The organism is Erythrobacter litoralis, assembly GCF_029760855.1.
Classification (GTDB): domain Bacteria; phylum Pseudomonadota; class Alphaproteobacteria; order Sphingomonadales; family Sphingomonadaceae; genus Qipengyuania; species Qipengyuania litoralis_A.
Genome location: NZ_SOSI01000002.1, coordinates 373,807 through 388,072, shown reverse-complemented (window position 1 = coordinate 388,072; position 14,266 = coordinate 373,807). Strand labels below are relative to the sequence as shown.

At 60.9% G+C, this 14,266-nt stretch carries 12 protein-coding genes; 8 read left to right on the top strand and 4 right to left on the bottom strand.

Translation table 11 applies throughout. The features are described 5' to 3' along the window. Positions 1-54 precede the first annotated feature (54 nt). Entirely contained in the window at positions 55-1,260 is a 1,206-nt protein-coding gene (locus tag E3U23_RS04785) for a trans-sulfuration enzyme family protein (RefSeq protein ID WP_279350058.1), read from the top strand. Here the strand turns inward: E3U23_RS04785 and E3U23_RS04780 are convergent. Beyond that, positions 1,257-1,664, bottom strand: a complete 408-nt coding sequence (locus E3U23_RS04780; protein WP_279350057.1) for a DUF6628 family protein — start codon at positions 1,662-1,664, stop codon at positions 1,257-1,259. The two genes, E3U23_RS04785 and E3U23_RS04780, sit on opposite strands and share 4 nt — an antisense overlap. Before the next feature lie 115 nt (positions 1,665-1,779). Here E3U23_RS04780 and E3U23_RS04775 point away from each other — a divergent pair, with 115 nt between their 5' ends. Further along, positions 1,780-2,391, top strand: a complete 612-nt coding sequence (locus E3U23_RS04775) for a 2-hydroxychromene-2-carboxylate isomerase (protein ID WP_279350056.1) — start codon at positions 1,780-1,782, stop codon at positions 2,389-2,391. Positions 2,392-2,452: 61 nt separating this feature from the next. Further along, a complete protein-coding gene (gene apaG, locus E3U23_RS04770; RefSeq protein WP_279350254.1) occupies positions 2,453-2,851 on the top strand; it encodes a Co2+/Mg2+ efflux protein ApaG in 399 nt (132 codons plus the stop codon). 3 nt (positions 2,852-2,854) lie between these two features. Here the strand turns inward: apaG and E3U23_RS04765 are convergent, their stop codons facing one another. Then, on the bottom strand, positions 2,855-4,387 hold the full coding sequence (locus E3U23_RS04765) for a Ppx/GppA family phosphatase (RefSeq protein WP_279350055.1): 1,533 nt from the start codon (positions 4,385-4,387) through the stop codon (positions 2,855-2,857). Continuing rightward, complete coding sequence (locus E3U23_RS04760; RefSeq protein ID WP_431732658.1) at positions 4,384-6,567, bottom strand: RNA degradosome polyphosphate kinase; 2,184 nt, start codon at positions 6,565-6,567, stop codon at positions 4,384-4,386. Before E3U23_RS04760 ends, E3U23_RS04765 begins: the two co-directional genes overlap by 4 nt. A 154-nt stretch (positions 6,568-6,721) precedes the next feature. Between E3U23_RS04760 and E3U23_RS04755 the strand changes: the two genes are divergently transcribed. Continuing rightward, on the top strand, positions 6,722-7,519 hold the full coding sequence (locus tag E3U23_RS04755; protein ID WP_279350054.1) for a LysR family transcriptional regulator: 798 nt from the start codon (positions 6,722-6,724) through the stop codon (positions 7,517-7,519). A 123-nt stretch (positions 7,520-7,642) separates the two neighbouring features. Here E3U23_RS04755 and E3U23_RS04750 read toward each other — a convergent pair whose 3' ends face one another. After that, entirely contained in the window at positions 7,643-8,320 is a 678-nt protein-coding gene (locus E3U23_RS04750; protein WP_279350053.1) for a hypothetical protein, read from the bottom strand. A 121-nt stretch (positions 8,321-8,441) separates the two neighbouring features. Between E3U23_RS04750 and E3U23_RS04745 the strand changes: the two genes are divergently transcribed. The 4 genes from E3U23_RS04745 to fusA all read left to right on the top strand — a co-directional run bounded on the left by E3U23_RS04745 (position 8,442) and on the right by fusA (position 14,224). After that, positions 8,442-10,568, top strand: a complete 2,127-nt coding sequence (locus tag E3U23_RS04745) for a KAP family P-loop NTPase fold protein (protein WP_279350052.1) — start codon at positions 8,442-8,444, stop codon at positions 10,566-10,568. Positions 10,569-10,942: 374 nt separating this feature from the next. Then, positions 10,943-11,314 (top strand): 30S ribosomal protein S12, encoded by a 372-nt coding sequence (gene rpsL / locus E3U23_RS04740; protein ID WP_007164630.1) that lies wholly within the window; start codon positions 10,943-10,945, stop codon positions 11,312-11,314. Between the two features lie 172 nt (positions 11,315-11,486). Then, positions 11,487-11,957, top strand: a complete 471-nt coding sequence (rpsG, locus tag E3U23_RS04735; protein WP_279350051.1) for a 30S ribosomal protein S7 — start codon at positions 11,487-11,489, stop codon at positions 11,955-11,957. 134 nt (positions 11,958-12,091) lie between these two features. Then, positions 12,092-14,224: an elongation factor G gene (gene fusA, locus E3U23_RS04730; protein ID WP_279350050.1), complete on the top strand. Its 2,133-nt coding sequence runs from the start codon at positions 12,092-12,094 to the stop codon at positions 14,222-14,224. The last annotated feature ends 42 nt before the right edge of the window (positions 14,225-14,266 follow it).

The window sequence follows — 14,266 nt, the reverse complement described above, 5'->3', positions numbered from 1 at the left end:
GAGACAACAGCCTTTCCTTGCCGCTCGCTGCGCATGTGCCTAACCGCGTCTGCCATGAAGAAGACAACCGGAACCGACCGCACGATTACTTCCCGATGGCGCCCTGCGACGCAAGCCGTGCGCGGCGGCACCTGGCGCAGCGAGCATGGCGAGACGAGCGAGGCGCTGTTTCTCACCTCCGGCTATACCTACGACGATGCGCAGACCGTGGCCGACAGGTTTGCCGGCAACGCGCAGGGCATGACCTATTCGCGCCTGCAGAACCCCACCGTGGGGATGCTGGAAGAACGTATCGCCCTGATGGAAGGGGCGGAGGCGTGCCGCGCGCAGGCGAGCGGCATGGCAGCAATGACGACCGCGCTTCTGTGCCAGCTACAGGCGGGCGATCATGTTGTCGCCGCGCGTGCGGCGTTCGGTTCGTGCCGCTGGCTGGTCGACAACCTGCTGCCCAAGTTCGGCATCGCGACGACGGTGGTCGACAGCGCGGTGAACGAACAGTGGGACGCGGCGATCCGGCCCGAAACCAAGGTCTTCTTCTTCGAGACGCCCGCCAATCCCACGCTCGACGTGGTCGATCTCGAATATGTCTGCGGCCTCGCGAAAGCGCATGGGATCACCACCGTAGTAGACAATGCCTTCGCCTCGAGCGCGCTGCAGAAGCCGATGGACTTCGGCGCGGACGTCGTCGCCTATAGCGCGACCAAGCTGATGGACGGGCAGGGCCGTGTGCTCGCCGGCGCGGTCTGCGGTTCGCAGGAGTGGATCGACGAGGTGCTGCTGCCGTTCCAGCGCAATACCGGCCCGAATTGCGCGCCGTTCAATGCGTGGGTCGTGCTGAAAGGCCTCGAAACGCTTGAGCTGCGCGCGATGCGGCAGAGCGAGAACGCCGTCGCGCTGGGCCGGTTCATCGAGCCGCGCGTGCCGGAAATCCGCCACCCCGGCCTGCCGAGCCATCCCTCGCACGCGCTCGCCATGAAGCAGATGCGCGCCACTGGGCCGATCTTCGCCTTCGATGTCGGTAGCCGGTCCAAGGCGTTCGCGCTGCTCGACGCGCTGGAGCTGATCGACCTGTCCAACAATATCGGCGATGCGCGCAGCCTGATGTGCCATCCGGCCAGCACCACCCATGCCGGGATGAGCGAGGAGGCACGCGCTGAAATGGGCGTGACCGAGGGCCTGCTGCGCATCAATGTCGGGCTGGAGGATGTCGAAGACGTGAAGGAAGACCTCGACCGGGCGCTCAAGGCCGCTGGGTTCTAGACCGGGCAGCAATCCGTGATCGCCGCGCCCAGCGCCTCGGCGGTTGCATAGGCGGAGCGGCATTCGGAATCGTCGGTCAGCGCGGCAAGGGTGGCCAGGCCGCCGCCGCCGATGAGGTCTACGATCAAGCCTTCGTCGCGCGTCATGCCGAGCGCGCAACAGGGCGCGAGCTCGATCCGCCGGCCCGACGTGCGTGCCAGTTCCACGACGAGACTGCGGGTGAGGAGAAGCGGCCGCTGGAATTGCGGCCCGAACACGTCGAGCGCCAGCATCGCGGCGCGCGCATCGCGCAGGCCGTGCGCCGCCATCCGCCGGATCATGACCAGCACGATGCGCGTCGCCGTATGGGTGGGTAGCGCCAGCGGCAGGGGATCGGCGTCGCGGTTTCCGGTCGGTTCGGTCATGGGCAATTCCTCGATTCGATTGCCCCAAGATATGCTATTGAAAGTCATTCGCAAGTGAGAATACTGGCGGAGCGATCCTTTCGTACCTAATCTTGGACGATAGGCAGGAGAGCGTATGACGCAGACGGTGGAATTCATTCTCGATGTGGGCGCACCGAACGGGTATCTTGCATGGTATCCGCTTCACGACCTTATCGCGCGGACGGGGGCCGAACTGGTCGTCACGCCGGTCTTTCTCGGCGGAATGCACAAGCTGACCGGCAATGCGCCGCCCATGCATCGCGATGCCGAGGTGAAGGGCAAGGTCGAATATGCCGAACTGGAGTTCCACCGTTTCATCGCGCGCCACGGGCTGACGCATTTCCGCATGCACCCCGATCTGCCGTTCAATTCGATCCTGCCGCAACGCTGCCTGGTCGCCGCCGATAGCGAGCAGGAGCGACAGACGATGGCCGACGCACTGCTGCGCGCGATATGGGAAAGCAACATCGACTGCCGCGACCCGGATGCGGTGCGGGCGTGTCTCGACGAAGCGGGCTTCGACGGGCTAGCCCTGATCGCACGAACGCAGGACGACGCGATAAAACAGACGCTTGCCGACAACACCTCGCGCGCCGTCGAACGCGGTGCCTTCGGCATCCCGACCTTTTTCGTCGGTGACGAGATGTGGTTCGGGAAGGAGCGGCTCGAACAAGTCGAACGCTACCTAGATTGCGGCAAAGCCTAATCCGCTACGGCGGGACCGTTTCGCTTGCGCCGCGCGGGCGAGGCACTAGGTTGGAGGGGTGATCAAAGAGCTTTTCCAGCATAGCGCGACCACCGAAGGGATAACGGTTCGGGTTTCGGTCAATTACCTTCCCGAGCAGTCCCGCCCCGAAGCGGGCAAGTGGTTCTGGGTCTACCATATCCGGATCGAGAACAGCTCGCACGAAACGGTGCGGCTGATGCTGCGGCATTGGCGGATCACCGACGGAAAGGGTCTCGTCGCGCATGTCGACGGGGAAGGCGTTGTCGGCGAACAGCCGGTGCTCCATCCCGGCGAAAGCCATGATTACGTTTCCGGCTGTCCGCTCGATACGCCCTACGGCTCGATGGAAGGGTTCTACACCTTCCACCGTGACGACGAGACGCCGTTCGAAGTGCGCATCCCGTTCTTTCCGCTCGCCGCCCCGGCAACCGCGGACTAGCGCCTACTCGTCGTCCAGTTCGTCGAGCGGATCGTCGAATTCATACGCACCGATCTTGATGCGCGGCTCGTGGCCGAGCCATTGTGCAAGGCTGTCGAGATCCTTGGTCAACGGATAGGTCGCCAGCGCGGCACGGCTTTCGTCGAGATACAGCGCCAGCGTCTTTTTCTTAAGGCGCATCCGGCTGTTGGCGAGCGATACCTGGCTTCCCGCGCCGAGACGCCGTGCGAGGCGGAAGCTCAAGCCCCAGGTCGTGCCTTCGCGGATATCGCCTTCGTTCGCCAGCGCGGCCAGCGACGCGGGCGGATCGGTCTTGCCGATGCTACCGTAAAGCGCCGCGCAGATCATCGCCCGCTCATGCGCTTCGCAAGCGATCCAGCGCTTGTCGAGTGCCCATTCCGAAGCGTGACTGGCACGAAGGTTCGGCTCCACCCGTTGGAGGGCAAGCGAGAGATGCGCTGCCGCCAACCGCAACCGTTCGTTCCTCGCACCGTCCCCGCGTGCGACATCGGCCGTCCATCCGGCCATCCGCGCAGCATCGGTGACATGCGCGTCCCGCGGTTCGGCGAAGGCATGCACACTTGCGAGCAGCGGATCGATCGAGAGAATGCCGGACGAAAGCCGGGACACGAGAAGCCCCTCGCGCAGCCCCCAGCTCGAGAATACCAGTTCCGTAGGCTCCAGCCGTTCGATCAGGTGCCGCAAAAGAGCCGCTGCATCTGGAAGGTAGCAGGCGCGCATCGACGAAATACCGGATATCGTTTCCAGTTCTTCGGCGCTGGTATCGGCGACGGCCTTGGCCAGTCGTGCGGCGCTTTTTACCGAAATGCGGAATTCGTGCGGATCGGTCAGGGGGAAATCCGTGCGACGCATCGCGTAATGGGCAAATGCACGCCATGTCCCGCCGATCATGTAAAGCGGGCCATGCGCCTGCGTTTTCCAGTCGGCCGCATCGAAGGCGGCGGCGATGCCCTTACCGATCTTGCCCCGTTCGCGAAGTTTTATCAGCCGCAATGTGCCAAGGGGTAAGCTTACCGCTTGATGAGAGGTGCCGTCCCCGATTGAAACCAGTTCGAGGCTGCCGCCGCCAAGGTCTGCCACCACGCCCTTCGCTTCGGGGAACGCTCCGATCGCACCCATGGCCGAAGCTCGCGCCTCTTCCTCCCCGCTCAACAAGCGCGGTTGCAGGCCGAGTTCGGCTACGCGGGCCAAAAATTCCGCGCCGTTTTCAGCCTCACGCGCCGCCGCGGTGGCGACGACCTGGACCTCTGTAACGTTACGGTCGGCGACCAGAAGCTTGAAGCGAGCAATGGCATCGAGCGCTTCGTTCATGGCCTCGTCGGGAATGCGACCCGTGGTATTGAGATCGCGGCCAAGGCGCGCCGCGACCTTCTCGTTCCATACGACTTCCGGCGCACGGGCCGGGCCTTCGTAGATCACCAGCCGAACAGTGTTCGATCCGATATCGATCACCGCGCGCGGCGGGTGGATCAGCCGGCGCTGCCATTTGGCGCTGCGGATCTTCGCACTGCTCATTCGTTGATCGTCGTGAGTTTCAAGTGTGGGACCTCGTGTTTCTGCAAGGCAGAGCCGCGCCCGGACAGCGAGGGGTTCGACATGAAATATTCATGGCAATTGAAGCCGTCGCCGCCGGTGCGGATACGCCGATACTGTCCGTCCGGATCGAGCGACCAGCTTTGTTCGGTGTCGAGAATGTTCGCCAGCATCACCTGCCCCAGAACCTGATCGTGCACCGTCTTGTTGAGTATCGGGACGAGGACTTCAACCCGTCGATCGAGATTCCGGCTCATGGCATCGGCACTGGTCACGAACAGCCTGGCCTGCCGGCTCGGCAGCGTCTTGCCGTTGGCGAAGGCCCACATCCGCGCATGTTCGAGGAAGCGGCCGATGATCGATTTGACGCTGATATTCTCGCTCAGGCCCGGGATACCGGCGCGCAGCGAACAGATACCGCGTACGATCATGCGGATTTCCACGCCCGCCTGGCTCGCTTCGTAAAGCTTGTCGATCAGGGCGCGATTGGTGATCGAATTCAGCTTCGCCCAGATGCCCGCCGGCTTGCCCGCCTTCGCATTCGCGATTTCCGCATCGATCAGCTCGTAGAGTTTCTCGCGCAGGCTGAGCGGTGAGATTGCGATGCATTCGAGATCGTCGGGTTCGATATAGCCGGTGATGAAATTGAACATCTTGGCGGCATCCCGGCCGAGCGCGGCATCGGCCGTGAAGAAGCTGAGATCGGTATAGATCTTCGCGTTGATCGGGTGGTAATTTCCGGTGCCGAAGTGACAATAGGTGCGATAGCCGTCTTCCTCGCGCCGGACGACAAGGCTGACCTTGGCGTGCGTCTTCCATTCGGTGAAGCCGTAGATAACCTGCACCCCCGCGCGTTCCAGTTCGTTCGCCCAGTGGATGTTGCGCTCTTCGTCGAAGCGCGCCTTCAATTCGACCACGGCAGTCACGGCCTTGCCGTTCTGCGCCGCCTCGATCAGGGCGGCAATGACAGGGGACTGGTCGCCCGCACGGTACAGCGTCTGCTTGATGGAAACGACGTTGGGATCGACCGCCGCCTGGTGCAGGAAATCGACCACCACCTCGAAGCTCTCGTACGGATGGTGGATCACCATGTCCTTCTCGCGAATGGCGGAGAAGCAGTCGCCGTCATGCGCCAGCACCCGCTCGGGGAAGCGGGGCGAGAAGGGCTTGAACTTGAGATCCGGCCGCGGTTCGCCGCAGATCGCATCGAGATCGCGCACGCCCAGCATGCCGCTGGTCTTCACGATCATCGCCGCATCCACGTCGAACTGTTCGCGCAAAAGGGTTTCGGCTGCCGCGTCGCAATCGTCGTCCAACTCCAGCAGGACGGCGCGGCCCCGGCGGCGGCGCTGGATAGCGGTGCGGTAAAAGCGGACGAGGTCTTCGGCTTCGTCCTCCACTTCGATATCGCTGTCGCGCAGGACGCGGAACAGGCCGTCGCCCAGGATCTTGAAGCCGGGGAAAAGGTGTTCGGCGAAGGCGACGACCAGCTGTTCGATCCCGACATAGATCGCGCGATCGCCCGGCACACGCACGAAGCGCGGGGCACCGCTCGGGATGAGGACCATCTCGACGAGGTCGGGCTGGCGCCGGCCGCGCTTCAGCCGGAAGAGCGCGCCCATCCCGCCATTCGCCACGAAGGGGAAGGGGTGGGAGGGATCGATCGCCTGCGGCGTGATTAGCGGGAGGATGTCGGTGTTGAAATAGTTCTCCAGCCAGCTGCATTCGTCGGCGGCCAGATCCTCCATCCGGGCGATCAGAATGCCTTCGTCCTTCAGCTGCTGGCGCAGCCTGTCGAGGCTGTCCTGCTGGCGGTCTTCCAGAGTGAGAACCTGCTCGCGGATCGCTTCGAGCTGCTGGCGGGGGGAGCGGCCGTCGATCCCGGTGGTCTCGATCCCGCGCTGCACCTGTCCTTCGAGCCCGGCGATGCGGACCATGGTGAACTCGTCGAGATTGCTGCCCGAGATCGACAGGAAGCGCAGGCGTTCGAGCAGGGGATAGCTCTCGTTCTCGCTCTCGGCGAGGACGCGGCGGTTGAAGCTGAGCCAGCTCAGCTCGCGATTGACGTAGCGGTCCTGCGGGTCTTCGGGTTCCGGCAGGTCGGCGGGGCCGGTGTCGGTATCGTCCGCCTGCGAAGGGGGCTTGGCAGTCTCGAAGTCCACGAAACGTCTCTCTATAGCATTGAGCGGCAGGAAGGGATGCTAGGTCAAAGCGCCGCGTCCCGCCAGCCGTTCCAGCCGAATGTTACGTCTCCGTGGCAATCCGCGGCCCAGCGAGGCGCTTGTCTATGCGCCGTGCATTGCCTAATCGGCTGGCATGAAGCGCACGCACCTGCCCCTCAACGCCCTCAGGGTTTACGACGCCGCCGCCCGGCATCTCTCCTTCACCCGCGCGGCGGACGAGCTGGCGGTGACGCCCGCCGCCGTCGGCCAGCAGATCCGCGCGCTGGAGGAGCATCTGGGCACCGTCCTCTTCCGCCGCACCAGCAAGGGGCTGGAGCTGACGCAGGAGGGCGCCGCTGGGCTCGATGCCTTGCGCGAAGGGTTCCTCAAGTTCGAGGAAAGCGTCTCCGCCATGCAGGCGGGGCAGGCGTCGGACAGTTACACTATCGCCGCCCCGCGCGAATTCTACGCCCAGTGGCTCGCCCCGCGCCTCGCCGAATTCGCCGCCGAGAGGGCGGACACCAGCTTCACCTTCGTCGCCGACGAGAATGCCGACTTCACCGAAGTCAATCTCGACTGCGCGATCCGCCTGGTCGACGGGCCGGGCGACCTCGAAGGCGTCGAGCTTGCCCCCGCCAGCCGCGTCACCGTGGCGCGGGCGGAGGCGATCGGCGGGGCGCCCGCGCGCTGGATCGACTGGGGCGTGCCGCTGCCCGAGGGCGAGAAGCCGGTCGTCACCGTGTCCAATGCGGGGCAGGCGCTGTCGGGCGCGTTGGCGGGGCTGGGCCGTGCCATGCTGCCGGAACTGCTGGTGAAGGACGCCATCGCGGAAGGCCGGCTCGATGCGCTGGACGGCCCCGAACCCGGCCGCCGGGCGTACTGGCTGGTCGCCCCCACGCCGCAATGGCGCACCCGTAAGGTGAAGGCGCTGGTGGACTTCCTCACCGCATAAAATGAAGCCCCGCCGGTGGAGCGGGGCTTCAAGGGTGGAGGCGGCGTTATAGGGAAGAGACGCCGACTCCGGGTCGAGGCCGCCTGTTTGCACGGATCGCCGCCGCCCACAACTAAAATGTGACTATATATCGTCGCCCACCGTATCGTCCTCCGCGATCAGCCGCCGCTCCTCCTCGGTCGCGGGCTCGATCTCGCCCGCGATGATCATGCGGTTGCGCATCAGGGAGAGCTTGGCGTTGATGCCCTCGATAAGCTCGTCCTCGTCGGGCCGCGCCGCCTCGATCTCGGCCAGCACCTCGGCGCGGATGCTTTCATACAGGGGATGGCCCGGCTTCACGTCCTGCACGCCGTAGCGGGCCGGCAGACGATGCTGGAGGAGGAAGCGTAGCAGCGTATTGTCGGGCTTGTCCCACGTGCCGAGCAGCTTGCCGGCCGAGACGATCGGCGTCGGCGTGCCTTTCAGCGCGCGTTCGAGCGCGCAATCCTCCAGCCGCTGCACCCCGCGCTCCAGCGCCGCATCCCACGCGCCCGCAAACCCTTCCGCCCCGGGCCGCGCGCGCAGCTTGTACAGCGCCTCCATGCTCTTGCCGATGGAGCGGGCGGCCTGCGTCACGATGCCCGTGGCCGCGAGCGTGGCGACGAAGCGACGCTGCAGGTTGGGCGTGATCGAATTGCGACGTGGCGCGGTGTGGAGATAGGGGTCGAAGGCGAGCAGCGGATCGTCGTCCTCCGGCGCTGGTGCAACATAGGCGACGGCGGAGGTGGCCTGGCGAGCGATCTTGCGGGTGGGCTGGGTCATGGCCCCGCGCAGGGAGCAGGTTTTGGCGGGGTAGGAAAATGGGAATTGGGGTTTGCCGCCCGCGGGTCTATAGTTTCAAATGCCACCGGAAATAATGTAACTCAGGCGTAGTGGGTATTGTATGCAGCGTTCTGCACCAATTAGACGGATTGATGACGACGAACTTGGATTGTCAAATTTGGCGATCCATTTGGCTACGACACTTGACAACCTTAATGCGAAATCAGGTTTCGTTCTAGGTATCTCAGGAGGTTGGGGAACCGGAAAAACAAGCCTTTTGAATATGATTTTTGCTTATCGCGAACGGATAACCTCAAGCAAAGACGCTGTTATTACAATCAGCCCGTGGGCGATCCCTCCCGGAGACGATGTAGTAGGTTTTTTTCTCTCTGAATTCGCTCGACAGCTTCGCGAATTCGCTAACGATAATGGGGGGAAAGCGGAGGGCGCGTGGTCGGAACTGCGTAACGTTTCGCACAGCCTAAGCCGGTTTGCACAAAAACTGCGTCCAGCGACTAATCTTGCCAGGTTCGCTGGAAAAATGGGTGTTCCAGGTGGTTCCCTTGTAGCTGACGCTATGGATGTATTTTCAGAGAACGACAAGGCTCCATCGTTTGCGAAAATGAAGAAAAATATATCTGACGCTTTACTCCTAATCGACAGTCCAATTTTTGTAATTGTGGATGATCTTGATAGAATCGAGCCTGAAAGGGTTTCTGATATTTTAACAACAGTCCGGGCAATTGCAGATTTTCCCAATCTGATCTATATCCTGCTTTATGATAGAGATAAGATCAGCCATTCAGTAAGGGAAACCTTGAAATACAAGGACGGCCAAGATTTTCTCGAGAAAATCGTGCAATTTGAATTATTGATGCCAGCGCCTGAAAGTTTTGCACTTCGCAGAATGTTCCGAAAAAAATTAGCTTTACGACTTGCGGAAATTGGGTTCGATATCGCTATTTCGGATAGCCAGCTTATCGAAAGCGTTATAGGAAGATGGGGGAGTCGATACATAACTAATCCGCGCCGTCTTGATCAAGCAATAGACTATGTACTCTTTCTCTTAGGAAACCATGACCTATATCTCCCCGATGCAATTTTTGTATCTATTTTGAAAGCGGGTTGCAGTCCCTACTACGAATGGTTGGAGCAATATCTAATTTCCTTCTCCGTAGTGGCAGTTGGTAAGGCTTCACTTACGGACAATCATGAAAAAAACGCATTCGACAGGTTGAAAGAGATACTCAGCAAGGAGAACTTGGACCTTAATCACGAGCTCCTCGCTTTGAGTTCCATAGTTCCGGGTATCAATAGGCTAGATGCGAATTCCGATACTCGGAATCATTTATTTAATACGGAAGTAAGAGTTCTTGATGCTGGTCGTCTTCAGAGGATCGGTTCTCCTGACCATTATCGAATTTACTTTGCAAATACATTTTCTTCTGATGCTCCAGATCAGGAACTGTTCTCGTCGCTCATTTCATCCATGGAGTCTGAAGAAACAATATCGGATTTATTGCTTAGCGCCTTTGATCAAGAGAAAGTCGATCAAATTGAAGCTTGCTTCAACCGCCTTGCAGGCGAAAGACAATACTTGATGTCTGAGAAGGGGGCGGCCTCCCTGTTTAAAGCGATGACAATAGTGGGAGACCATTCTGCGGTGACTTCCAAAATTGACGAACTGTTCCGTGAGCCTTTATTGTGGCCTGAAGCGAGGCGAGTTTTCAAATACAGCCATCCGAAGATGATAAGTCCTGCAGAATTACAGAATTTGTTTAGGGAAAGTCCATCTATCGGATGGATGACAAGCGTTTTGAGGTCAGAAACCTTCTCTCATGGGCGCGTAAATGATCAGAAAGATTCTGAGAAAGTTTGGATCTTGTCGGAAGATCAACTTGATTATGCGCTAAACGGATTCAACGAGAGATTGAAATTATCAAAAATTGATGATCTTATTGGGTCACCTGTCTTCAATCAAATAATATTCGCGTGGGCGCAGGGCGGATATGCGCACAACGTGCGCGCGTTTATTAAAAGGGAAACAGCTAAGATCGAAGATTTTTTTAGGTTTCTTGAGGCTTTTGATACGGGAGGGTCTGGTGATCACCGTGTTATCACTCGAGAAAGTTGTTTGGACATACTTGATTTTGACAAAGTTGTAGAGAGACTACGTAAATTGCAACGCATTCGAAAGTTTTCTGCGAGGTCCGAAAAGCTTCTGAAAAAACTTCGGGTCGCGCATTGACAATGCTCCCTTGACCCACACTCCCTCTCCCTCTAATAGCGCACCCATCCGGTGTAGGATTCGTCCAACATCGGGCAGATAGAGCTGAACATTGCCGGTTATGTCCCGGGAGCCTGTCGCGCTTGCGATTGGGCTCTTTTCTATTGGACCTCCGGCTTCGCGCGTCCTTCGGGGCCAGCGGGGCGAGGGCGTTCGGGGCAGCCGTCAAAGTAACCCGGTGGCCGTGTGGGCCGATGGGTGGAGCGTTTCAGGCTCGTGCGAACAGACCGCCCCGGTGCTTCTTTGCACCGCGCGCGTCGCAACCGCATGAACCCGACACACCACCTTGTCACCCGCTAGTCGCCGCCATCACACGGTGAAGAGAAAGAACTCACATGCCGACGATCAACCAGCTGGTCCGCAAGGGCCGCACCCCGCAGAAGGCCAAGAGCAAGGTCCCTGCGATGGAGCAGAACCCGCAGAAGCGCGGCGTCTGCACCCGCGTCTATACGACGACCCCGAAGAAGCCGAACTCGGCATTGCGCAAGGTTGCCAAGGTCCGCCTGACCAACCAGCGCGAAGTCATCTCCTACATTCCGGGCGAAGGCCACAACCTGCAGGAACACAGCGTCGTGCTGATCCGCGGCGGCCGTGTGCGCGACCTTCCCGGCGTTCGCTACCACGTCCTTCGCGGCGTGCTCGATACGCAGGGCGTGAAGGACCGCAAGCAGAGCCGTTCCAAGTACGGCGCCAAGCGTCCGAAGTAAGGTGCTGCCTCGCGGCAGGGCCGTCATCCTGAACGCGGTTCAGGATCCATGGCTCCGCCGATGCAGGTTCGGTTAGTTCAGAGCGCCGCCCGTTCCGCCCGATGGACCCTGAACCGAGTTCAGGGTGACGGTGTGGGAAGGGTGCAATGCTCCAAGAGAAGGAATTCGTGCCATGTCACGTCGTCGTCGTCCCGAGAAGCGGGAAATCCTGCCCGATCCCAAGTTCGGGGATCTGGTGCTGTCGAAGTTCATGAACAACCTGATGTATGACGGCAAGAAGGCCGTCGCAGAAGGTATCGTCTATTCCGCGCTCGACGTGGTCGAGGAAAAGGCCAAGGCCAATCCGGTCGAGGTGTTCCACGCCGCGCTCGACAACATAAAGCCGCAGGTCGAAGTGCGCAGCCGCCGCGTCGGCGGTGCGACCTACCAGGTGCCGGTCGAGGTTCGCCCCGAGCGTGCCCAGGCGCTGGCCATCCGCTGGATGATCACCGCCGCGCGCGGTCGCCCGGAAACCACCATGAGCGCGCGCCTTTCGGGCGAGCTGATGGATGCCGCCAACAATCGCGGCAACGCGGTCAAGAAGCGCGAAGACACGCACCGCATGGCGGACGCCAACCGGGCGTTCAGCCACTATCGCTGGTAGGCGTTAGCCTGCGGCATCGGGGCAGGGCGGGGCCGCGCGGCGCTATGGCGTTGGCGTTCCCGTCTTAAACCCGTCACACAAATCACCATATGGGGGGTGAGACGTCTCACCCCTTACACCTCGAGGAAATCCTTATGGCCCGCGATTATCCGCTGGAGCGGTACCGCAATATCGGCATCATGGCCCACATCGATGCCGGCAAGACCACCACGACCGAGCGTATCCTGTATTACACCGGCAAGTCCTACAAGATCGGCGAAGTCCATGACGGCGCCGCCACGATGGACTGGATGGAGCAGGAGCAGGAGCGCGGCATCACCATCACGTCGGCCGCGACGACCACGTTCTGGACCGCCGAAGACGCGACGATGGATCCGATGTCGGACCCCGAAGCGCTGCGCGCCGACCAGCCCAAGCACCGCATCAACATCATCGACACGCCCGGACACGTGGACTTCACCATCGAAGTCGAACGCTCGCTGCGCGTGCTGGACGGCGCGGTAGCCGTTTTTGATGGAGTTGCCGGGGTCGAACCCCAATCGGAAACCGTATGGCGCCAGGCCGACAAGTACGGCGTTCCCAGAATGTGCTTCATCAACAAACTAGACCGCACCGGCGCAGACTTCTATTACTGCGTACAGTCGATCATCGACCGCCTCGGCGCGACCCCGCTGGTGCTGTATCTCCCGATCGGCGCGGAAAGCGACCTCAAGGGCGTCGTCGATCTCGTCAACAATCGCGGCATCGTGTGGCAGGCCGAAGATCTCGGTGCGAAGTACGAGTTCGTCGAAATCCCCGCCGACATGGCCGACAAGGCTGCGGAATATCGCGAGAAGCTGATCGAGACCGCCGTCGAGCAGGACGACGATGTCATGGAAGCTTATCTCGAAGGCACCGAGCCCGACGCGGCGACGCTCAAGCGTCTTATCCGCAAGGGCACAATGGCGCGCGCCTTCGTTCCGGTGCTGTGTGGTTCGGCGTTCAAGAACAAGGGCGTCCAGCCCCTCCTCGACGCAGTGGTGGATTACATGCCGTCGCCGCTCGACGTTCCGGCGATCAAGGGCGTCTTGCCCGATAGCGATGTGGAAGAAACCCGTCCGTCTTCAGACGACGCGCCGTTCTCCGCCCTCGCGTTCAAGATCATGAACGATCCCTTCGTCGGCTCGCTGACATTCACCCGCATCTATTCCGGCAAGCTCGCCAAGGGCACGGTGATGAACTCGGTGAAGGACAAGAAGGAAAAGATCGGCCGCATGCTGCTGATGCATTCCAACAACCGGGAAGACATCGATGAGGCCTTTGCCGGCGACATCGTTGCGCTGGCTGGCATGAAGGACACGACCACGGGCGACACGCTGTGCGATCCGGCAAAGCCGATCATCCTCGAGCGGATGGAATTCCCCGAGCCGGTTATCGAATTGTCGGTGGAACCCAAGACCAAGGCTGACCAGGAAAAGATGGGCGTCGCGCTCAATCGCCTGGCTGCCGAAGATCCGAGCTTCCGCGTCACCACCGACCACGAGTCGGGTCAGACGATCATCAAGGGCATGGGCGAGCTTCATCTCGACATCCTCGTCGATCGCATGAAGCGCGAGTTCAAGGTCGAGGCGAACGTCGGCGCACCGCAGGTTGCGTATCGCGAATATCTCGGCAAGCCCGTCGATGTCGACTACACGCACAAGAAGCAGTCGGGTGGTTCGGGTCAGTTCGGCCGCGTCAAGGTAAAGGTCACCCCGGGTGAGCGCGGCCAGGGCTTCGTGTTCGAAGACAGCATCAAGGGCGGTAACATTCCGAAGGAATATATCCCCGCGATCGAAAAGGGCTTCCGTGAGCAGGCCGAAAGCGGTCATCTCGTCGGCTTCCCGATCATCGACTTTACCGTCGAGCTTTACGACGGTGCGTACCATGACGTCGACTCGAGCGCGATCGCGTTCGAAATCGCGGGTCGGGGTGCGATGCGCGAAGTGGCAGATCGTTCGGGCATCAAGCTGCTCGAGCCGATCATGAAGGTCGAGGTCGTGACGCCCGAGGATTATCTCGGTGACGTAATTGGCGACTTGAACAGCCGTCGTGGCCAGATTCAGGGCACCGATACGCGTGGCAATGCGCAAGCGGTCGAAGCGAACGTGCCGCTTGCGAACATGTTCGGCTACGTCAACGAACTGCGCTCGTTCACGCAAGGGCGTGCGCAGTATTCGATGCAGTTCAGTCACTACGACGAAGTGCCGGCAAACGTGGCGCAGGAAGTCAAGGAGAAGCTTGCCTAAGGCGGCTTCACCGTTTAGGGGCGGCGCCTGATTCCGCGGGCG